This window comes from Duganella sp. 1224 (assembly GCF_013408245.1).
Lineage (GTDB): Bacteria > Pseudomonadota > Gammaproteobacteria > Burkholderiales > Burkholderiaceae_D > Rugamonas.
In genome coordinates this window covers 241,262-263,613 of sequence record NZ_JACBYS010000001.1, presented here as the reverse complement: position 1 = coordinate 263,613, position 22,352 = coordinate 241,262, and the positions used below count along the sequence as shown (strand labels likewise).

Here is a 22,352-nt window from a genome sequence, read left to right as displayed (position 1 = left end):
GATAACTCAAAAGTAAAAAAGCCCAACCGTAAAGGATGGGCTTTTTAAGTATTCTGGCTCCCCGACCTGGACTCGAACCAGGGACCTGCGGATTAACAGTCCGTCGCTCTACCGACTGAGCTATCAGGGATTAGAGGCAACATTTTATACTGTTTCTTTCGCATCGGCAAGATGCAACGTACTGCGGTATTTTTTGTTGCCATTTCTTCGCAACACAGTGCGAAGAAACAAGAGTTTAGAGCACTTTGGCGATGGCGTCAATAACGATATCGATGTTGCGCGAGTTCAGCGCGGCCACGCAGATGCGGCCGGTGTCCACGGCGTAGATCGATTCCGCGCGCAGTTGCTCCACCTGCGCCTTGCTCAGGCCCGAGTACGAGAACATGCCGATCTGATCACGCACGAAGGCGAAATCGTGGCCCTTGGCCGCCAGCTTGGTCACGAACGCCTCGCGCATTTCCTTGATGCGCACGCGCATACCGGCCAGCTCGTCTTCCCACAGCTGGCGCAGTTCCGGCGTGGTCAGCACGGTGGCCACCACCTTGCCGCCGTGCACTGGCGGGTTCGAGTAATTGGTGCGCACCACGCGCTTCAGCTGCGACATCAGGCGGGCCGCCTCGTCGGCGGTGGCGGCAACCACGCTCAGCGCGCCCACGCGCTCGCCGTACAGCGAGAACGATTTGGAGAACGAATTCGACACCAGCAGCGGGCTGCCGGCTTCGGCGAAGCGGCGCACCACGGCGCCGTCCTCGGCGATGCCGGCGCCAAAGCCCTGGTAAGCCATGTCCAGGAACGGCACCAGGCCGCCGGAGCTGATGGTGCCGATCACCTCGGTCCACTGGTCCGAGGTCAGGTCGGCGCCGGTCGGGTTGTGGCAGCAGGCGTGCAACAGCACGATCGAGCCGCGCGGCATGGCTTTCAGGTCGGCGATCATGCCGGCAAAGTTGACGCCGTGGGTGGCGGCGTCGAAGTAGGCGTAATTGTTGACCTTGAAGCCGGCGCTTTCAAACAGCGCGCGGTGGTTTTCCCAGCTTGGGTCGCTGATGTAGACTTGCGCGTCCGGCGCGAAGCGCTTCAGGAAGTCGGCGCCGATCTTCAGCGCGCCGGTGCCGCCGATGGCTTGCACGGTCACCGCGCGCTTCTCTTGAATTACCGCGCTGTCGGCGCCAAATACCAGTTCCTGCACCGCCTTGTCATAGGCTGCCAGACCTTCGATCGGCAGGTAGGTGCGCGGCGCTGGCGCGGCGATCAGGATTTCTTCCGCTTTCTGTACGCACGATAGCAGCGGCACCTTACCGTTGTCGTCATAATAAACACCAACACCCAGATTGATTTTGTTCTGGTTGATGTCGGCGTTAAAGGCTTCGGTAATACCCAGGATCGGGTCGCGTGGTGCCATGTCGATGGCGCTGAACAAGCTAGGATTCATCATGATAAGATTGGATTCGATTGGAAGCGGTTCGCAGCAGAGATGTATAGACAGCGCCCTTAAAATAACGACTTCAGGCCGCTGGCAGGCCATTATTCTAACAAAGGTCTGAGCACGATGGCTGATTTACCTACCGCAGAAACCCCTCAGGCGACCGTGATTACCTTCCCGGATTCGCCGTTCAAATTGCACCAGCCCTTCCCGCCGTCCGGCGACCAGCCGACAGCGATCGAACAGCTGTGCGAAGGCGTCAACGACGGCCTGTTTTTCCAGACCCTGCTGGGCGTGACCGGCTCCGGCAAGACCTACACCATGGCCAACACCATCGCCCGCCTGGGGCGCCCGGCCATTGTGTTCGCGCCCAATAAGACGCTGGCGGCGCAGCTGTACTCGGAATTCCGCGAGTTCTTCCCCGAGAACGCGGTCGAGTACTTCGTGTCGTACTACGATTACTACCAGCCGGAAGCCTACGTGCCGCAGCGCGACCTGTTCATTGAAAAGGATTCGTCCATCAATGAGCACATCGAGCAAATGCGCCTGTCGTGCACCAAGTCGCTGATGGAGCGGCGCGACGTGGTGATCGTGGCGACCGTGTCGGCCATCTACGGTATCGGTAATCCGAACGAATACCACCAGATGATCCTGACGCTGCGCCAGAAGGACCGCGTCTCGCAGCGCGACATCATCGCGCGCCTGATCCAGATGCAGTACACGCGCAATGAAGTGGACTTCGGCCGCGGCACCTTCCGCGTGCGCGGCGACACGCTGGACATCTTCCCGGCCGAGAATGCGGACCTGGCGGTGCGGCTGGAGATGTGGGACGACGAGCTGGAGTCGATCCAGCTATTCGACCCGCTGACCGGCCGCGTCAAGCAGAAGATCCCGCGCTTCACCGTGTATCCGGGCTCGCACTACGTGACGCCGCGCTCCACGGTGCTGAACGCCATCGAGTCGATCAAGGCCGAGCTGCGCGACCGCCTGGAGTTCTTCCGCAAGGAGGGCAAGCTGGTGGAGGAGCAGCGCCTGGAACAGCGCACGCGCTTCGACCTGGAGATGCTGGCGGAAATCGGCTTCACCAAGGGCATCGAGAACTACTCGCGCCACCTCAGCGGCGCCAAGCCGGGCGAGCCGCCGCCGACGCTGGTCGACTATCTGCCCAAGGACGCCATCATGTTCCTCGACGAGTCGCACGTGCTGATCGGCCAGTTGAGCGCCATGTACAACGGCGACCGTTCGCGCAAGACCAACCTGGTGGACTACGGTTTCCGCCTGCCGTCGGCGCTGGACAACCGCCCGCTGAAGTTCGAGGAATTCGAGCAGAAAATGCGGCAGACCATCTTCGTTTCGGCCACGCCGGCCGAGTATGAAACCTCGCACGCGGACCAGGTGGTGGAACAGGTGGTGCGGCCGACCGGCCTGGTGGACCCGCAGATCATCGTGCGCCCCGCCCTGTCGCAGGTGGACGACCTGATGTCCGAGATCACCGACCGCGTGGCCAAGAACGAGCGCGTGCTGGTGACCACGCTGACCAAGCGCATGTCCGAGCAGCTCACCGAGTACCTGGCCGACCACGGCATCAAGGTGCGCTATCTGCACAGCGACATCGAAACGGTGGAGCGCGTGGAGCTGCTACGCGATCTGCGTATCGGCACCTTTGATGTGCTGGTCGGGATCAACCTGCTGCGCGAAGGCCTGGACTTGCCGGAGGTATCGCTGGTGGCGATCCTGGACGCGGACAAGGAAGGCTTCCTGCGTTCCGAGCGCTCGCTGATCCAGACCATCGGCCGCGCGGCGCGTAACCTGAACGGTGTGGCGCTGCTATACGCGGACCGCATGACTGATTCGATGGAGCGCGCGATCGGCGAAACCGAGCGCCGTCGCGCCAAGCAGATTGCCTACAACGAAGCGCACGGCATCACGCCGCGCGGGGTGAAGAAGATCATCAAGGACATGATCGACGGCGTCTACAGCGAAAAGGGCGCGAAGGAAGAGCTGGTGGTGGCGCAGGAGGCGGCCAAGTACGAGTCCATGAGCGAGAAGCAGATCAGCAAGGAAATCAAGCGCCTGGAGAAGGCCATGCTGGAACACGCCAAGAACCTGGAGTTCGAGAAGGCCGCGCAGGTGCGCGACCAGTTGCATCATCTGAAGCAGCAGCTGTTCGGCGCGCCGGGCGCGGACAACATCGCCTGATCCCTGGCCGCGTGCGGGAACCGCAAAACCCGCACTGCGGCGAACTGGGGTCTGACCCCGTACGGGGTCAGACCCCGACCTTGTGGGTTGGCAGCAAGACTCAATCCGGCGCCGTCTACTTCGGCGCCTGGATGAAACCAGTCAGCGATTCCACCAGTTGTGGCGCCACCGGCAGTGTTGGGGTGCTGTACGAGCGGATCTGCTGTTGCTGATCATCCGGCACCAGCTTCAGTACGTGGTTCATGCCGTCGATGATGACCAGTTTGGCCTTGGGCGCCGCTGCCGCCAGCGCCTTGGCGTCATCCACCTTGACCTGGATATCGGTCGTCCCCTGCACAATCATCACCGGCATCTTCAGCGCGGCGACGGCCTTGAGCGGATCGTGCCGCAGCAGCGACATCAGATACGGCTGCACGTCCGGACGAAAAATCGGCATCAGCGGCGGCGACACCTTGTCGACAGTCTTGCCAGCCTTGAGATCCGCCATGATGCGGTCCGCCTCCTCCCGCAGCGGCGGCGGCAGGCGCTCCTGCAACTGCTCCCGCAGCAGATCATCGATGGCCCGGCCCGAGCCGGCAATCAGCACACACGCATCCGCCCCGCCCTGCGCGCACGCCTCGGACGCGATCAGCGCGCCCTCGCTATGCCCCACCATCACCACGCGCGAAAAGCGCGGATCGCCGCGCAGCTTGTTCAGCCACGCGGCGGCATCGCCGACGTAATCATCCAGCCGCAAATCCTCCTCCTTCCAGATCGGCAGCGCGCTGGCGCCGATGGCGCGCTTGTCGTAGCGGATCGAGGCGATGCCGTTCTTCGCCAGCGCTTCCGCCAGCAAGCGCAGCGAGTCGTTCGGGCCGGGCAGCATGGTGCTGTTGCCATCGCGGTCGGTGGGGCCGGAGCCGGCATGCAGCAGCACCACCGGCACCTTGCCGCTCACGCCATCTGGCGTCAGCTCGGTGCCGTAGACGGCGCCGCCACCGACTTCCAGCGACACCGGCCGCTGCGCGGCCACCGCGGACAGGGACATCATCAACAACGACAGCATCAATTTGAAACGCATACTTTTCTCCATTTATTGAGGAAGACGTTTGTACAGCAGCAGCGAGTAGCCGGCCACCAGCGGCGCCCAGGCAATCGTCAACACCAGCAGCGCCCAATGCGGCGCCCCGAGCCACAGCGCCAGCATGCCAAGCAGGCCGCTGGCCACCATCAGCTTGCCCGCCAGGCGATGCGTGGCGTTCCAGACGCGCTCACTGGCCAGGGTCCACGGCGTGCGGATGCCCATGAAGAAGTTGCGCCGCACCTTGCCCATCGGGTTGCCGAGCAAAATCAACACGGCAAACACCAGCAGCATTGGGGCGCGCGACATATCCAGCTTGTAGCCCAGCGCATTACTCAACGCGAACAGCTCCACGCACGCCATCACCGCCACCGGCACCGATATCATGTAGCCATAGGTGGCGCCCGACGCCTCCAGCTCGAATTTTTTAGGCGACAGCCAGGGCAGCACCAGCCCAAGCAGCAGGAAGCCGCCCATCATCACCGGGCCGATTACCCACACATGCCAGCGCGGGCCATAACCATCCACCTGGCCGGCGAAGTTCCAGTGCACCGGCATGCGCTCGGGCAGCAGCGGATAGTAATACGCGGTGATGGCAGACATGGCCAGGATCATCAGGACACACAACAGAATCGCGCGTGACTTCATTTTTTCCTCTCCTTGGTATCGGCGCCGGCCAAGTCCATCATCCAGGACAGCACATCTTGCAGCACGGTGGTGTTCAGTCCATACCAGATAGTTTGACCTTCGCGCCGACGCGTGATGAGGTCCGCCTGCGCCAGCACCGCGAAATGGTGCGACATGGTCGGCTTGCTCATGTCGAAGTGCTCGGCCAATTCGCCGGCCGTCATCTCGCCGCCGCGCAGCAGACGCAGGATCTCCCGCCGTGCAGGATCGGCGATGGCTTTGAAGGCGCTGTTGGATGCGGTCATTAGGCAAATATCTAATTAGACAGTTATCTAAATATAGGCCGTTTTAAAGGCCGGGTCAAGGCCCGGCCAGTTTTATTCAGCCAGCGCCACGCCGTCCTCGTTAAACACGTGCCACCGATCAGGCGCGACCAGGATGCGCGCCGTCTGGCCGTTCTGCCAGAGTGCCTCCGCATCCACGCGGGCGATCAGTTGTGTGGCGCCGCTATCCGGCGTCAGGTAGACATAGCTGGCGTCTCCCAGCAATTCGGCGGCATGCACCTGCACGTGCATGCCGCCGTTGTCGCCGGCCGCTTGCAGCGCCATATGCTCCGCCCGCACGCCCAGCGTGACCCCGGCGCCAACCACCAGTCCGCGCCGCGCCGCCACCGGCACCAGCGCGCCGCCGGCCACCCGCACCGTCATCTGCTGCGCATCGATTGCTTCCACCTTGCCGGCAATCAGATTCATCGCCGGCGAGCCAAGAAAACTGGCGACGAACAGATTGGCCGGCTTCTGATACAACTCCAGCGGCGCCCCCACCTGCTCCACCACGCCGCCGCGCAGGACCACGATGCGATCCGCCAGCGTCATGGCCTCCACCTGGTCATGGGTCACGTAAATCATGGTGCTGCCCAAGGTGCGGTGCAGGTTTTTCAGCTCGATGCGCATCTGCACCCGCAGCGCCGCGTCCAGATTGGACAATGGCTCATCGAACAAAAATACCTCGGGCTGACGCACAATCGCACGGCCGATCGCCACCCGCTGCCGCTGTCCGCCGGACAGCTCCTTCGGCTTGCGCTCCAGCAGCGCCTCTATCCGCAACACGGCTGCCGCCTGCATCACTTTTTCACGGATGGCGGCCGGCGCCAGACCCGCCAGCTTGAGCGCAAAGCCCATGTTGTCATACACCGTCATGTGCGGATAGAGCGCGTAGCTCTGGAATACCATGGCGATGCCGCGCCGGGCCGGCGACACATGTGTCATATCCTTCCCGCCGATCATGACTGTGCCCGCATCGGCGCTCTCCAGGCCGCAGATGGTGCGCAACAACGTCGACTTGCCACAGCCGGATGGCCCGACGAACACCACGAATTCACCATCGGCGATGCTTAAATCGATGCCACGCAAAATCTGCTGCTGGCCAAAGCCTTTGCGAATGCCTTGTATTGCGACTCCTGCCATGCGCGTCCCCTTAACCCAACAGCACGTCGATATGATGCTCGCCGCCTTCGCGCAGCGGAATGCGCGCCACGCCATCTTGCGGCGCCAGCGCGACGCCGTCGAGCGTCACGCCAACCACGCGCCCGGCGCTGCCCTGCGGATTGTTGACCACGATGTGATACCGGGCGCCGTCTGGCGAGGTATAGCGAATACTGAATTCCGGCCAATCATCCGGCACACGCGGCGTCAGCACGATATGCCGGCCCGCCTCGATATGGAAGCCCAGCACCGACTCCAGCCCCACGCGGAACATCCAGCCAGAGGACCCGGTGTACCACGTCCAACCGCCGCGTCCCACGTGCGGTGCTTCACCATAGACATCGGCCGCGATCACATATGGCTCTACCTGATATACCGCCACCGCCGCCGGATCGAGCGCGTGGCTGACAGGGCTGAGCATCTCCAGCAGCCGCGCCGCGCGGTCACGCCGTCCCGCTTCCGCCAAGGCACGCACGGCCCAGCAAGCGGCGTGCGTGTACTGCCCGCCGTTCTCGCGTACGCCGGCCACGTAGCCTTTGATGTAACCAGGATCATTGGGTGTATTGACAAAGGCGGGCGTCAGCAGCCGGATCAGGCCATCGTGCTCGGACACCAGCCGCTGCTCCATCGCGTCCAGCGCCTGGTTGGCGCGCTGCTCCGGCGCGGCGCCGGACATCACGGCCCAGGCCTGGGCCAGCGCGTCGATCTGGCACTCGTCGCTTTCGCTGGAACCGATGACGGCGCCGTTGTCGTAGAAGGCACGCCGGTACCATGCGCCATCCCAGCCATCGGCATTCAGCGCGTAATCGAGATGGTCGTGATAGGCGCGGTAACTGAGCACGCGCGCATGGTCGCCGCGCTGCTCGCAGATCGGCAGGAAGTCCTTCAGGATACGCGACAGGAAAAAGCCCATCCACACGCTCTCCCCGCGCCCTTCGCGGCCGACGCGGTTCATGCCGTCGTTCCAGTCGCCGGTGCCCATCAGCGGCAGCCCGTGTTCGCCCTGCGTCAGCGAGCGGTCCAGCGCGCGGCAGCAATGCTCGTAGATGTCGCCGCTGTAGCCGGACAGCTCCGGCTTGAGATAGACCTCATCCTCGCCCTCCTCCAGCAACCGCGCCTTCAGGAAGGGCTCCACTTCATCCAGCACGCTGCGGTCGCCGGTGGTGCTGATGTAGAACGCGGTGATGTACGGTAGCCATAGCAGGTCGTCCGAGAAGCGCGTGCGCAGGCCCTGTTCCATCGGCGCGGTGTGCCACCAGTGCAGCACGTCGCCCTCCACAAACTGGTGGGCGGCATGGATGCGGATCTGCTGGCGCGTCAGGTCAGGCCGCGCGTACACCATGGCGCTGGAATCTTGCAGCTGATCGCGGTAGCCCAGCGCGCCGCCAGACTGGTAAAAGGCCGAACGGCCCCAGATGCGGCAGCTCAGGTTCTGATAGGCGAGCCAGCCGTTGAGCATCACATCCACCGCTGGCACGGGAGTGCGCACCTGCACGGCGCCGACGGTGCTGCGCCAGAACGCGGTGACATCCTCGTAGGCTTGCTGCACCGCGCCCGGCGCCGCATAGCGCCGCACCAGGTCCAGCGCCGCACCGCGTTCCACCGTTTCGCCCAGCAGGAATACGCATTCCAGTGTCGCGCCGGGCGCAAGCTCGCGCGTGGCCTGCAGCGCCGCGCAGGGGTCGAGGCCGGCACCGCTGACGCCATCCAGATGCGCCACGGCCAGTGCGGCAGGTTGCGCCGTGCTGCCGTGCAGACCGATGAACGCTGCGCGGTCGGCGCTGTAATGGGTGCTGGCGCCATCGCACAGCGCGGCAGCGAATGTCACGCCGTCGGCAAACACGCCAGCGAGGGGATTATGCGCCAGCAGCACGCCTGCCGCATCGTGTTCGGTAACGACAAAGCGGCTGCTGTCAGCCGGCGTACCGCCCAGCACCAGGCGCTGATACGAGAACAGCGACAGCCGCCGCGCCGCCGCGCCCCGGTTGGTAACGCGTACCCGCACCAGCCTGACCGGGTCGTGGCGTGGCACGAACATCGTGGTTTCCTGCTCCAGCGCATGGCTGACGTGGCGGAAGCGGGTGTAGCCGAAACCATGCGCGGCCTCGTAACCCGCCGGCGCCGGCACGGGCCCAGGCACGGGTGACCAGAATTGGCCGCTGTCGTCGTCGCGGATGTACAGCGCTTCGCCATGCGGATCGCGGATCGGATCGTTGTACCATGGGGTGAGGCGATGCACGCGGCTATTGCGGCTCCACGTATATCCCGCGCCGCTGTCGCTGACCAGAAAACCGAAATGCTCGTTGGACACCGCATTGGTCCACGCCAGCGGCGGCCGTTTCAGGCCGCGCCCCGCGTCCCAGTCCATGCGGATCAGGTATTCATCGCCTGCCTCGCTGAAACCGCCGTAACCGTTGAAGAAGCGAAGTGCCGCGCCATCACCCAGCGATGCCGGACCATCGGCCTGCGCCGCCGCGCTGGCGGTAACGCTCAACGGCGCGGGCTGCGGCGTGCCATCCGGCCTGTCCAGCGCGGGCAGTCCGTCATGCACCACCAGCAGCGCAGTGAGTTCGATGTGCGCCAGATCGGGCGCCGAAAAGTCGGCGGCATCGCGGATATACACGCCCTCCTCGTCCGCCCATGCGTCCGGCGCGCCAAGCAGCAGCAGATTCAGGCGCAGCCCCAGCGCAGCCCAGTAGCGGCGCGCGCGCAGCACAAGCTCTGTGTCGGCATCGCCAGGACGCGCGGCGCGCAGCAGCAGGTGAATCGTTGGCAGCCCATGCGCTGACGCTCCGGCGCCGCCGCTCACCGCTGCGCTGTCGGCAGCCAATGCGGCCGCCGGCGCGCGCAGGCCGGACTGGCCATACAAGATGGCGCCAGCCAGACGCTGGCAGTATTCAGCCTGCCTGGCACTCAGGCCCATCCGCTCTTGCAGCGCATTGCCGGCGGCGCGCGCCGCGTCGAGCAGCGGCAAGCCGTCATCGCGCAGCGCGCTGGTCAGCACGAGCGCCAGTTCGCGGCTGGCCGCCGCGCCAAGCGCAAAGGCCACGCGCGCCTGTCCGCCCGGCGCCAGCGTCACGCTGCGGCGCAGGCTAAACGCCGTATCCAGCACATTGCCCACCGTGCCGGACAGCGCGCCATCCATCCCCGCCGGCGCGCGCAGATCGCGGCCGCGCCCGACGAAACGCGTACGGTCGGTTTCAAAGCCGGCTGCGTCGCCGCCTGCCGCCGCGTGCACCATCCACAGTCCCGCCTCGCCCTCGCCGCGCGGACGGCGGCGTGCCAGCAAAGCGCCGCTGGCGGCGTCGTATTCGGTTTGCACAAACAGCTTGGAGAAGGCCGGATGCGCGGCCTCGTCGGATTGGCGGTTCAGCACTACCTCCAGATAGCTGGTCACTTCAATCCGCCGTGGACGATCGGACAGATTACTCAGCAGGATACTGCGCACTTCCACGTCGCGCGCCGGATCGACAGCCGCCTCCACGCGAGCCTCGATGCCGTTGGCGACCACGCTGATCCAGCTGCTGCCGCCATCGCCGCCGGCATTGCGTTGCGCATCTTCCACGCCGCCAGGCTGCGCGCCGAGCGACCAGTGGTGGCCGCTGTCGGCGTCGCGCAAATAGAAGAAGTAACCTTCGGCGTCTTCAATGCGATCGCCGTTCCAGCGCGACAGCATGGTATCGCCGACGCGGCTGAAACCTGTGCCGGCGCCGGTCAGCAAGGTGGTGAAGCTGCCATTGGACAGCAGTTGCGCGTGGCGCATCAGTGGATGGGTCATGGTCGTTATGCGGTTGGGTTAAGGCAGGCGCCATTGCTGGCGACGATGTCGGCATACAGGTAGGCGCTGTCCTTCAGCGTCCGCTGCTGCGTGGCGAAGTTGACGTGAATGATGCCGAAGCGCTTGGCATAGCCCAGCGACCATTCAAGGTTATCGAGCAGCGACCACACCATGTAGCCGCGTACGTTCACGCCCTGCACCAGCGCCGCGCTCAGCGCGCCCATGTTCTTGCGCAGGCAATCGACGCGCAATGGATCGTGTACGCGGCCGCCTTCCGCCACCGGCGGGTCGTAAAAGGCCGAGCCGTTTTCCATGATGTACAGCGGCGTGTCGCCATAGCGCTGCTTGAAGTTCAGCAGCGTATCGGTCAGCCCTTGCGGGAACACCTCCCACCCGGTTTCAGTGTACGTGGCCTGCGGCTGGCGTACCGGCGCCACTTTCAGCGGCCAGTTGGATGGCTCGTTGCGCACCACGGCGCGGGTGTAGTAGTTGATGCCGACGAAGTCCAGCTTCTGGCCGATCAGGTCGAAATCGGCCGCCGGCCAGTCGGGCCATGCGTCGCCGAACATCTGCTTCAGCTCCGCCGGGTAGCGGCCGAGGAAAATCGGATCCAGGTACTGTCGGTTCATGTAGGCGTCGGCACGGCGGGTGGCGTCCAGGTCTTCCCGCGACTGGCTGGCCGGGTACTTCGGCTCGATATTGACCACGATGCCGATCCGGTGCCGGCCAATTTCGCGGTAGGCCTTGACGGCGCTGCCGTGCGCACGCATCAGGTTATGGCTGGCCAGCGCCGCCTCGTGCAGATTGCGGTGGCCCGGCGCGAGTGTGCCGTGCATGTAGCCGCCATCAGTCACCACCCATGGCTCGTTCAATGTGGCCCAGGATTTGACCCGGCCATCAAAGGCCTTGAACAGGATGCGCGCGTAATCGGTGAACCAGTCGGCGATGTCCGGATTGAGCCAGCCGCCGCGATCATCCAGCGCCGCCGGCAAGTCCCAGTGGTAGAGCGTGACCAGTGGCGCGATGCCATTGGCCAGCAGCTCGTCGATCAGGCGGCTGTAGAAATCCAGGCCGACCTGGTTGATGGCGCCACGGCCTTGCGGCAGGATGCGGCTCCACGAGATGCTGAAGCGGTAAGCCTTGAGCCCCAGCCTGGCCATCAGTGCCACGTCCTCCTTGTAGCGGTTGTAATGGTCGCAGGCGATATCGCCGTTGTCGCCGTCGCGCACATTGCCCGGCACCGCACAGAAGCGCTGCCAGATGCTGGCGCCAGCGCCATCGGCCAGCGGTGATCCTTCGATCTGGTAAGCGGAGGTGGCGCTGCCCCACAGGAAGTCAGGCGGGAAATGGATGGTTTGGCTCATTGGTCGGTATCCCTGAAAGTTAAAACGGTGCGCCATCGATCAGCAAGACCGCTGGCAGACTGGTAATCGTGACCTGGCGTCCCTGCCAGGTCACCGGCTGGCCGTTCAGGCTTGCCGCGCCGGGTGCGGCAGGCCACGGCCAGGTGTAGATCACGCCGCCCGGCGGCATGTGCGGCATCGCCGCGACGCGCAGTGCGACACGTCCGCCCTGCCGCGCCAGCGTGTAGTTCAGCGGGCCATACGGCGTGCGCAGGCCTTGCAACGCGACGCCCTCGCCGGCCAGCCATGCGGTGGGAACGCCTTCCGCCAGCAGCAGCGCGTGATCGGCCTCGCGTTCATAGGCGAAGGAATCCAGCGCCGCGCGGATGTAGTCGGAGGAGATCCAGCCGTGCGGCATATCGCCGAGGAAGCGCGGCTGGCGCGGATCGCGGCCGACCACTTCGGCCCACTGGTTCCAGGCGCGCGGCCGCTGGTCGGCGTAGAAGTAGTCCAGCAGCGCCGCCGCGCGTTCGCGCCAGCCCAGGCGGATGAAGGCGCTGACGTTGCGCAGTTCATAGGGCGTGTAGTCGTCCCAGGCCTTGCCGCCATCGCGGCGGGCGCGGAAGAAGTCCCAGTATTTTTCATAGGTGGCATTTAGCATTGCGGGCGGCAGGTGGTGCTGTTCGCCGCCCGGCGTCAGGGCGATGGTGGACGACGTGGGGTCGAAGTCGCCCAGTTCCGCCGCCCCGGGCAGGTAGTTGATGCCGTGCGCGCGGGTGCTGGCTGCCAGCGAAGCATGGAGGTCGTGGCGGAATTCATCGCGTTGGGCGGCCAACCGGCGCGCGGCGTCCGTGTAACCAAGGATGGCGGCGATGTCGGCGGCGTCCTTGTAGCCGCGCATGGCCCAGAAGTCGTCCCAGTAGGAATGCATGGGCTTTTCGGAGTAGCCTTCGTGGCTGATCGATGCGGGCATCAGTCCAAACAGTGCTTCCCGGCCGGCGGCGCGGTTGGCCGACGAGCGTTCCGACTGGCGCAGCGCTTCCATGTAATTGGCGGCGGCTTCCACGCGTGGCCACACGGCGGCCAGCGCCGCCTTGTCCCGTGTGTAGCGATACAGTTCGGCGGCGAGGAAAATCAGTTCGCCGTGGCTGTCGTTTTCCGGTACCGGATCGGCGCCGCGCAGGTCGACGCAACATGGCACCTTGCCGTTGTCGAACTGATAGGATGCATACCAGCGCAGGTAGCGGGCGGCGGTGTCGGGCTGGCCGAGACGCAGCAGCGCTTCGGACATCATGGCGCCGTCGCGTACCCATGAACGGCGGTAGGAGCGCGTGCCTGGTTGCAGGGCATCGCCTTCGCGGGTCATCAAAATGTGGGCCAGCGAAGAGCGCAGCGTGTCCGCCATGTGTTGTCCGGCCGGCGGCACCGCCAGCGTCACGTGATTCAGTTTGGCGCGCCATTCCGCCGCGACCTGGGCCTGGCGTGCGGTGAGCCATGCAATGGCGTCGGCAAGCGGTGGGGCGGCGGCCATGCCCGCCATGGGCAGCGCCGCGCCCAGGACGACACTGCCGTGCGCGGGCAGCGTGATGTCGTAGCTGAGTGTGGCGGAAGCCATGCCGGCGTCGTCATGCAGCGTTTGGACGCGTGTGCCGTCCGCGCCGCGCGCGCGGGCGGCCACCGGACGCGCGGCGGGCAGCAGGCCGGCATCGAAGGAAGACAGGGCCACGCTGGATGGCACCACGGCCGGATAGATTGTGCCGCCGCCATTGACGCTGAGCGCCTTGCCGTCCCACGCGATGTCGTTGATGGCACTGTAGCCGCCGGGCGTGTTGAGGAACTGGCGCGGCGCGTTGACCTGGAACGGACGCGCGGCCAGCACCAGCGTCAGCTTTTTCTCTTGCGCCTCCAGATTGGTCAGCGTGTAACGCGCCAGCAGCTGCGATGCGGCCGGTGTGCCGTCTGCTGCGGCGGTGACGCTCAGCGTCCATGACGGATGCCGCCATGTCACCGTCGGGACCGGCAGGTAGCCGTCTTCCAGGCTTTGGCTGACCTGCACGTCGGCCCAGCTGACCAGGCGTTCGCCATCGCGCACGAACGGCTCGAGCGAAAAGCCGCCCTGCTTCGCTTCCACAGCGCCGTCTTCGGAAATCAGCGCGCTATGATCGCCGCCGCCATCGACGCCCACCAGCGTCCAGTAAGGCTGCTGGCCGCTGAAGCCGCGCGGATAGGTACCGCGCGGCGCCGTTGCGGCCAGCGCCGACAGGAACTGGTTGGGTGTGGCGCCATAGGCCAGGTCTTTCAGCGCCACCTCGGCCAGCGCATAACCGGCGGCGGGGCCGGCATGCAGCGACAGGCGGATATAGCGCGTTTCCGACTCCGGCAGGCGCAAGGGATCGTCGCCGCCATTGCCGGTGTCAACGCGGCGCACCGTGCGCCACTGGCGGCCGTCATCGGAAAATGCGACGTCGTAACGGCTGGCGTAACGGCGGTCCAGCCAGTGCAGCAGCAGGCCGCCGAATTCGCGCGGCACGCCAAGGTCGATGACGATTTGCTGCTCGCCGCCACGGCTGATCCACGCGCTGGCGGGATTGCCGTCCAGCGCCAGGGCGGCTCCGCCCTGCGGAATGGCGGACGATGCGCGCGCTCGGGGCTGCGGCCAGGTGGCCGGTGTGGGCGGCAGTTCGCGGATTTGCAACTGGCGCAGATATACAGTGCCTTTGCCGCCGCCATTGCCAGCGCTGACCACGAATTCCAGCCGCTCCGCGCGGGTCAGGCGGTGATCCTTGGCTGGTCCCCACGCAAAGGCGATCTGGCGCTTCTTGATGCGCACCAGTTGCCACGCAGTCGGGAACACGTAATTCTGCTGCCGGAACCACCAGACATTATCGCCGCTGCCGTCGGTGAGCTTGAATTCGAAATGGTTGACCGGCGCGTCGGCGCGGATGTAGAACGAAATCTCGTAGTTGTCCGGCAGGTCCAGCGGCAGGGTGCGGCGGACGAAGGCATAGCCTCCCTTGCCGGCGAAATCGAAGTCCAGCCGCAGGCCGCCATCTGCCGCGCTGGCGCGTGACTGCACACCGTCCGAAGCCTGCGCCTGCCAGGCGCTGATGTCGGAAAAGTCGTCCAGCATGCGGGACGGTGCCGCGGCACTGGCAGCGGTACACGTGGCGACCAGCGCCAGCACCAGGAGCAGACATGCGCGCGGCATCTTCATCCCTTGACGCTCCCCACCAGCAAGCCCTGTATGTAATAGCGCTGCAGGCCAAGGAACAGCAACAGCACCGGCAACACGGTCAACACCGAGCCGGCCATCATCAGTTCATTGTCCTGCACGTGCTCGCGCGACAGCGACGCCAGCGCCACCGGCAGCGTGTACAGATCCTTATCCGTCAGCACGATCAGCGGCCACATAAAGTCATTCCACGTGCCGAGGAAGGTGAAGATCCCCAGCGTGACCAGGATCGGCGTCAGCAAAGGCAGCACGATGATGCGGAAGATCTGGAATTCGCTGGCGCCGTCCATGCGCGCCGCTTCCAGCAACGCATCCGGTATCGTCAACGCGTACTGGCGCACCAGGAAGATGCCGAAGATGCCGGCCATCGCCGGCACCAGCACCGCGCCATAGGTGTTTACCAGACCGAGATACTTCAGCAGCAGGAACAGCGGCAGCATCGCCACCTGGCTGGGAATCACCAGCGCGCCCAGCATCGCCTTGAAAATCCGGTCGCGTCCCTGGAAGCGCAGCTTGGCAAACGCGTAGCCGGCGCTGACGTTGAACAGCAGCGACAACGCCGTCGCCGCGCACGACAGCAGCACGCTGTTGAGCAGATACTGGCCGATGCCGGCGTGGCTGAACAGCTCGCGGTAGTTGTGCAGCGTGGCCGACTGCGGCACAAACCGCAGTGGAAAACCACTGGACTCGCCCGGCGCCATCAGCGACGCGGACAACATCCACAACAGCGGGAACAGCGTCAGCACGCCGGCGCCAAGCATCAGTCCATTGAGCAGCAAGGCGCGCGGCTTCATACCTCGCCTCCCTTGGCAAAGCGCAGTTGCAGCAGCGTGACGCAGAACATGATCGCAAACAGCACGAATGCCACCGCCGACGCGGCGCCGAGGTTCCACCACTTGAAGCCCTGTTCATACATGAAGTACAGCACACTGACCGTGCTTTGCACCGGGCCGCCCTGCGTCATCACATACGGTTCGGCGAACAGCTGGAAGTAGCCGGTCATGCTGAGGATGCTCACCATGAGCAGCGTGGGCCCGAGCATCGGCCAGGTCACGTAGCGGAACTGCTGCCAGGTGCCGGCGCCATCCAGCCCGGCCGCCTCGTACAGGTCCTCCGGAATGCTTTGCAGACCGGCCAGGAAGATGATCATGTTGTAGCCGAAATTCTTCCACACGGCGAACAGGATAATCGCCGGCATGGCCCATTGCGGGTCGTTCAGCCAGTCCACCGCCGGCAGGCCCAGTCCCTGCAAGCCGTAGTTGATCATGCCGTAGCGGGTGTGCAGCAGGTAGCGCCAGATCACCGCCACGGCCACCAGCGACGTCACCACCGGCGCGAAGAAGGCAGTGCGGAACAGGCCCTTGAACCAGGTCAGGCGCGAATGCAGCAGCAGCGCGGCGCCCAGCGAGGCGGCAATCGACAGCGGCACGCCCACCACCACGAAGTACAGCGTATTGCCCAGCGCCTGCCAGAACAGCGGCGTTTGCAGCAGCTCGACGTAGTTGCGCAGGCCGACGAAGCGCAGGTTGCGCAGATCGGCCAGCGCGTAGATGTCGAAATCGGTCAGGCTCATGATCAGCGCGGCCAGCACCGGCAGGAAGAAAAACACGCCGATGACCAGCAGCGCAGGCGCCACGAAGCACCAGGCGGCACGTTGCGAATTCATCGCCTCTCCTTCCGCGCCAGCATCCAGCGGCGCTTTTCCAGTATGTGGTCGGCCTTGGCGTCCAGCAGCGCGGCGGCCTGCGCCACCGTCAGTTCGCCGTGCGTCACGCGTTCCGCCACCAGACGCATCTCGGTGGCGATCTGCTCCCACTCCGGCACCTTGGGCGTGGGCCGTACCCGCTCGAACTGCTGCGCGAAGGCGCGCGCGTACACATCGTTCGCCAGTCGCGGCATGGCCCAGTTGCTGCGGCGCGGCGGCAGATCGCCGGTCAGTTCATGGAAGCGCGCCATGGTGTCGGTGCGCGATAGATATTCGATCAATTGCCAGGCTTCCTTCTTGTGGCGCGAGGAGGCGGCCAACACCAGGCTGGAACCGCCGGCCACCGAGGCGGCGGGACCGGCCGGTCCGGGCAAGATGGCGGTCATCCACTCGTCCTGCTGCTCCGCCGGCAGGCGGCGTTTGAATTCGCCCATATTCCACGGCCCCGAGATGTAGAACGACACATAGCCCATGCCGAATTCGTGGTACACATTGGTGATGCGGTTGAGCGGCGCCAGCTTCTGCGCGTACATGTCCGCGTATAGCTGCAACGCGCGCTGGAAGCCGGCGCTGCGGAAATTGCCGTAGCGGTCGCCGTCGCGCAGCAGCGCTTCGTTCTGCTGCAAGGCCAAGGCGAGCAGCGGCTCGAATTCGTCGCTGGGCAGCAGGATGGCGTAGTTGTCCGGGCCGACCAGGCGCTTGATGGCGCGCATCGCCTTGATCCAGTCCGCCCAGGTTTGCGGCGGCGTGGCGAAGCCGGCGCGCGTCAGCAAATCCTGGCGGTAGAACAACACGCGCGTGTCGACATACCAGGGCAGCCCCCACAGCTTGCCATCGACCACGTTGGTGTCCCAGATGCCGGGGAAATAGTCGTCCTGCTTCACCACCGCTGATGCGGCCACATAGCTGTCCAACGGCGCCAGGGCGTTCAGCACTTCAAACTCCGGTATCCACGTATTCCCGAGCTGGAAAATATCCGGCATCACTTCGCCAGCAAAGGCGGTCAGCAGCTTTTCGTGCGCGGCGGTCCAGGGCAGTTGCTGCACTTCGACGCGGACACCGGGGTGCGCGCGTTCAAATTCCGGTATCAGCGCGGTGACCACTTCGCCCTCGCGCCCCATGGCCCAGAACTTCAGCACCACGCCCTGCTGCTGCCGCTGCGTGCAGGATGACAGCAACGCCAGCAGCGACAGCAGCAGCGCAATGGACATACGCCGCATCATTTCTCCAGCCAGCCGCCGGTGAAGCCGGCGCGTTGCAGTCCAAGGCGGATGGCGGGATGGCGGCGCATCACGCGCCATACCAGCTCGTTGCGGTAGTTCTCGGTCATGGCGATGATCGGCCCCTGGTCGATGCCGAGATAGTCCTTGTCCACCCAGCCTTTGCCCGCCACTACCTGCCCTTGTGACACCGGCACGTTGTACTTGAAGCTGGGGTTAAAGGCGTCGTAGAAGCCGTATTCGCCGTAGATGAAATCACCGTAGCGCTGCTTCATCTCCAGCACCGCCGGCACCACGATCTCCGGCGCGAACGGCAGCGAGGCAGCGGCGGCGGTCGGCGCCAGCGTGCAGTCGTCGTAGGCTTTCAGGCCGCCGACGCCGCGCGCCGAGTAAGTGCGAAACGGCAGTTGCGTGCCCTTGTACTCCAGCACCTGGTCCACCGGACCGTCGCTGGCGGTGATGCCCCAGACATTCTGACCGTAGCCTTCGCAGCGCAGCGGATTGGCGATCGCGTACGCCTGCTGCGCATAGGTGGCGCGGCGGCTGTTCTCGAAGTAGTCGTAGCCGCGCGCGCGCATGTATTCGTCGCGGATGCCGCGAAAGTCGATCCACACATGGCTGTACTGGTGCACGAACAGCGATGGGAAGCCCAGATGTTCCTGGGCGCCCTTGCCTTCCAGGCTGTTGCCATAGGTGCTGGTCCATGCCTGCCAGGCATCCGGCTGCACCGGATGCGTGGGTGAGCCGAGCGCCAGCACGTAGATCAGCATCGCCTCGTTGTAGCCTTTCCAGTCGTAGCCGTGGAAACCGCTCTCCGGCTCCCAGCCCAAGGCGATGGATGGCTTGCGCGCCTGCGCCCAGGTCCAGTCGACCCGTTCATAGATTTCTTTCGCCAGCTTGCGGATTTCCTGCTCGCCGGCGTCGTTACCGTCGAAGTAGGATTCGCAAAACAGCGCGCCAGCCAGGAACAGCGCGGTGTCCACGGTCGACAGTTCAACCTTGTCGTTGTAGCGCAAGCCGGTCTTCATGTCCAGGAAGTGGTAGAAGAAACCCTTGTGGCCGCTGGCGACCGTGCCCTTGCCCGGTCCCTGTGGCGCGTTGCGGAAGAAGCGCAAGGTGGCGAGCACGCGGTCGCGCGCCTGCTGGCGCGTGATGTAGCCGCGCTCCACGCCGATCGGATAGGCGGTCAGCCCGAAGCCAACCGCCGCCACGCTGGAAAACGACGGTGTCGGATAACGGTCCGGCACCAGGCCGTTGGCGGGATTGGTGGTCTCCCAGAAGAAGCGGAACGTGCGTTGCTCGATGTCGTCGAACACCGGCGGCAGCGAGGTTTCGCGGGCCAGCGCGGGCGCCACGCCGGACAGCGCGCAGCAAGCCAGCACCCAATTCAAAACAATACGATGGCGCATGCGGACCTCAGAAAGCATAACGGGCGCTGAACTTCACGGTGCGCATCGGGCCGCCCACGGAGTTCGGCACGCCGAGGTTTTTGTTGTCGCCGCCCAGGCGGTTCTGCGGATTGCCCGGTCCACCGCCCCAGCCGTCATAGCCGCCGTAGTTGATGCTGTTGAAGAGATTCAGCACGTCGGCGCGCAACGACACGCGGCCAAAGCGGAACGCGACCTCCTTCGACAAGCCGACATCCACCTGGTGGAACGAGTCGCCGTTGCCCTTGGCCGAGACGCACTGGTCAAAGCCGCGCGAGCAGTCGGTGATGCGGTATGGCAGGCCGGAGCCCACGATCACCTTCCCGGACAACATCAGCCCCCACGGCAGCCAGCCGTCCGAGACGCCGGCCACCACCAGCCGGTGACGTTCGACGTCGGTCGATGGATTCCACGCATACGGATAGCGGCCATAGGTCCAGTTGAAGATGTTGTTGGTCCACTCCTTGTTGGTCGTCTCGCCACGGCTGTAGGTGTAGGTGGCGCCCAGGCTCCAGGTAGAGGCCTTGGTGTACGGCTTGTCCGCCTTCAGATACAGCGAATCGGTCTTGGCCTGGCTGACGAAGTCGCCCAGCACCAGGGTGCTGTAGCCCGGCACCGATCCCCACAACGGATCGATCGGGCTCTGATTGCCCCAGCCGCCTTTTGGATCGCGGTTGCCGCCGAACCAGTTGAACTGATTGTGGCTGCGCGAATTGGTGTAGCCCATTTCGCCGTTCCACATGCCCAGGGCCTGGCGCAGGCCGAAGCTGTATTGGTCGGTGTACGCCATCTTGTGGTCGTTCTTGATCAGCCAGACCTCGCCGCCCGGCTGCGCGTTCTTCTGCGCCTCGTCCAGCGCGTGATTGGCGATGGTGCGATCGTAGGCGCGGCCCCAGCCGGCGAACAGCACCGAGGCGCGGTCGCCGAACAGGTCGTAGGACAGGCCGAGACGCGGCGCCCAGGCGTTCTTGAACGGCTTGCGGCTGTTGCCGGTGCTGATGTAATCGTTGATGTTGACACCGCCCTTGGCCAGCGACTGCGCGTAGGTCTGGCCGGCCACCGCGCCATCGCGCGTGTCCTGCTGGCTGAAGATCGCCACGCGGTCGGCCGGCGTGACGTAGTTATCGTTCAGCATATTGTCTTCGTAGTCGTAGCGCAGGCCGAGGTTGAGCAGCAGCTTGTCGTTGAACTGCCAGTCGTCCTGCAGGTAGATGCCGTACTGGTTGTTGGCGAAATCCACGCCGGACGCCGGAATCGCCGGGTCGGTGCGGATGATGCTCGGCTGGCCGGTCACGGTATCGATGCGTTCATAGATCTGATCCACCACCCGCGCGGTGCCGGACAGGTTGTAGCTGATGTGCTTCACCTTGAAGCCGGCCTTGATGGTGTGGCCTTTGAGCCCGGTGTAGGTCAGGTCGTCCTGCAGCAGCTGGCCGCTCTGCTGGCGAAACTGGTTGTTGGGCGAGCCGCCGACGATCAGCACATCCACCACGTTGTTGTCCGTATTGCTGGGCGAGACCTGGTAGCGGATATACGGGCTGGTCGCCGTCGAATGCGGATTCCAGGTGTACTTTTCGTAGCCCAGGCGCGCCTCGTTCAGCCAGCCGTTGCCGCTCCATTCGTGCTTGAAGTCGAAGCGGTCCTCGTCATTGCTGCGGTTGAGGGTATTCTCCGCCACGCTGAGCTTCATATCTTCCGGAATCAGGTCGGTCTCGCGGCGGATGCGGGCCGTCGCTTCCACGCGCTGGTTGTCGGTCAGCTGCGCGTCCACCTTCAACAGGAACAGGTCTTCCTTGAAGGACGACACCGTCGCGCCCTGCTGCGCCAGCAGCGAGGGCACGATGCCGGCATTCGGCAGCAGGTCGGTGCGCTGCGCGATCACCTGGCGCGGGCTGTCGATCTTCTTGCCCTCGTAGGCGAAGAAGTAGTGCGCCACGTCTTTCTTGATCGGTCCACCCAGCGTCACGCCGTATTGGTCCTGCGACGATGCCGGCCGGCCGATACCCTGGCGCTCGGCGTCCTTCTGGAACGGATCGAGCGCGGTCAGGTTGGTGCCGGTGTGGTCCCAGAAGGCATCGCCATGCAGCTCATTGCCGCCCGATTTGGTGACGGCGGTAATCGCCGCGCTCGACACCTGGTCATACTCCGCCTTGTAGTTCTGCGAAATGACCTTGTACTCCGCCACCGCCGACTGCGGGAACGGGTTGCCGCGGCTGGAGTCGATGCCGGACACGCCGCCGCGCAGAATATTGTTCTTCTGGCTGACGCCATCGATGAAGACGTTGACGTTGTCCTGGTTCTGCGCCCCGCTCTGCAGCTTGACGTTGCCGCTCTGGTCGACATCGAAACGCACGCCCGGCGCCAGGTCGGCAAACGACAGGAAGTTGCGCGTCACCTGCGGCAGCTTCTCGATCTGCTGGCGCGACACCGAGGTGCCGACTTCCGAGCCGGCGACGTCGCGCCGCGTGGCCGAACCGGTGATGACCACTTGCGTGACGCCTTCCTGCAACTGCAGGTCGACCTGGCTGGTCTGGCCAACGCTGACCGTGACCAGTTCCGACGCCTGGTCGCCCACCTTGATCTGGTACGTGCCCGGCGCCACGCCGGTCAGCACGTAGCTGCCGTCGGCGCGGGTGACGGCGTTGTAGGCGTAGCCGTTCAGCTGATTGACCGCCAACACCGGCGTGCCGGCTGCCGCGGCGGCGCCGCGCTTGACCTGCCCCTGAATCGTGGCGCTGCTCAGTTGCGCGCTGGCGTAAGGGGCGGCCAGCAGGACAGCGGCCAGTGCGGCCGCCATGACGGAAAGACGCAATGCGGGATTGCGGGTTGCTACTGTTTTCATGGTTGTCTCCTGATT

At 64.8% G+C, this 22,352-nt stretch carries 14 protein-coding genes and 1 tRNA gene; 1 reads left to right on the top strand and 14 read right to left on the bottom strand.

Annotation, left to right across the window (positions count from 1 at the left end):
* Positions 1–54: 54 nt before the first annotated feature.
* Together FHW58_RS01155 and FHW58_RS01150 are read right to left on the bottom strand one after the other, a co-directional pair.
* Positions 55–130, bottom strand: a tRNA-Asn gene (locus FHW58_RS01155).
* A 105-nt stretch (positions 131–235) separates the two neighbouring features.
* On the bottom strand, positions 236–1,432 hold the full coding sequence (locus tag FHW58_RS01150; protein ID WP_179671264.1) for an amino acid aminotransferase: 1,197 nt from the start codon (positions 1,430–1,432) through the stop codon (positions 236–238).
* A 114-nt stretch (positions 1,433–1,546) separates the two neighbouring features.
* Here FHW58_RS01150 and uvrB point away from each other — a divergent pair, with 114 nt between their 5' ends.
* The gene (gene uvrB / locus FHW58_RS01145) at positions 1,547–3,619 is read left to right on the top strand and encodes an excinuclease ABC subunit UvrB (protein WP_218892613.1); all 2,073 of its coding nucleotides are present in this window, start codon (positions 1,547–1,549) and stop codon (positions 3,617–3,619) included.
* A 115-nt stretch (positions 3,620–3,734) separates the two neighbouring features.
* On the opposite strand, the gene FHW58_RS01140 is transcribed toward uvrB, so the two are convergent.
* The 12 genes from FHW58_RS01140 to FHW58_RS01085 form a co-directional block, all read right to left on the bottom strand.
* A complete protein-coding gene (locus FHW58_RS01140) occupies positions 3,735–4,679 on the bottom strand; it encodes an alpha/beta hydrolase (protein ID WP_179671263.1) in 945 nt (314 codons plus the stop codon).
* A 12-nt stretch (positions 4,680–4,691) separates the two neighbouring features.
* On the bottom strand, positions 4,692–5,294 hold the full coding sequence (locus FHW58_RS01135) for an SdpI family protein (protein ID WP_255484622.1): 603 nt from the start codon (positions 5,292–5,294) through the stop codon (positions 4,692–4,694).
* 29 nt (positions 5,295–5,323) lie between these two features.
* The gene (locus tag FHW58_RS01130) at positions 5,324–5,611 is read right to left on the bottom strand and encodes an autorepressor SdpR family transcription factor (protein ID WP_179671261.1); all 288 of its coding nucleotides are present in this window, start codon (positions 5,609–5,611) and stop codon (positions 5,324–5,326) included.
* 72 nt (positions 5,612–5,683) lie between these two features.
* A complete protein-coding gene (locus FHW58_RS01125; protein ID WP_179671260.1) occupies positions 5,684–6,772 on the bottom strand; it encodes an ABC transporter ATP-binding protein in 1,089 nt (362 codons plus the stop codon).
* A gap of 10 nt (positions 6,773–6,782) precedes the next feature.
* Positions 6,783–10,568 carry a GH36-type glycosyl hydrolase domain-containing protein gene (locus tag FHW58_RS01120; protein WP_179671259.1) on the bottom strand — a complete coding sequence of 1,262 codons (3,786 nt, stop codon included), beginning with the start codon at positions 10,566–10,568 and terminating at the stop codon, positions 6,783–6,785.
* Positions 10,569–10,573: 5 nt separating this feature from the next.
* The gene (locus tag FHW58_RS01115; RefSeq protein ID WP_179671258.1) at positions 10,574–11,932 is read right to left on the bottom strand and encodes a GH1 family beta-glucosidase; all 1,359 of its coding nucleotides are present in this window, start codon (positions 11,930–11,932) and stop codon (positions 10,574–10,576) included.
* A gap of 19 nt (positions 11,933–11,951) precedes the next feature.
* Complete coding sequence (locus FHW58_RS01110; RefSeq protein ID WP_179671257.1) at positions 11,952–15,119, bottom strand: discoidin domain-containing protein; 3,168 nt, start codon at positions 15,117–15,119, stop codon at positions 11,952–11,954.
* Between the two features lie 2 nt (positions 15,120–15,121).
* Positions 15,122–15,937 carry a carbohydrate ABC transporter permease gene (locus tag FHW58_RS01105; RefSeq protein WP_179671256.1) on the bottom strand — a complete coding sequence of 272 codons (816 nt, stop codon included), beginning with the start codon at positions 15,935–15,937 and terminating at the stop codon, positions 15,122–15,124.
* Positions 15,934–16,809 carry a carbohydrate ABC transporter permease gene (locus FHW58_RS01100; protein ID WP_179671255.1) on the bottom strand — a complete coding sequence of 292 codons (876 nt, stop codon included), beginning with the start codon at positions 16,807–16,809 and terminating at the stop codon, positions 15,934–15,936. Before FHW58_RS01100 ends, FHW58_RS01105 begins: the two co-directional genes overlap by 4 nt.
* A complete protein-coding gene (locus FHW58_RS01095) occupies positions 16,806–18,059 on the bottom strand; it encodes a sugar ABC transporter substrate-binding protein (RefSeq protein ID WP_218892612.1) in 1,254 nt (417 codons plus the stop codon). Before FHW58_RS01095 ends, FHW58_RS01100 begins: the two co-directional genes overlap by 4 nt.
* 8 nt (positions 18,060–18,067) lie before the next feature.
* Positions 18,068–19,477 (bottom strand): glucoamylase family protein, encoded by a 1,410-nt coding sequence (locus FHW58_RS01090; protein ID WP_218892611.1) that lies wholly within the window; start codon positions 19,475–19,477, stop codon positions 18,068–18,070.
* 7 nt (positions 19,478–19,484) lie between these two features.
* Positions 19,485–22,337, bottom strand: a complete 2,853-nt coding sequence (locus FHW58_RS01085; protein ID WP_179671252.1) for a TonB-dependent receptor domain-containing protein — start codon at positions 22,335–22,337, stop codon at positions 19,485–19,487.
* Positions 22,338–22,352: the final 15 nt, after the last annotated feature.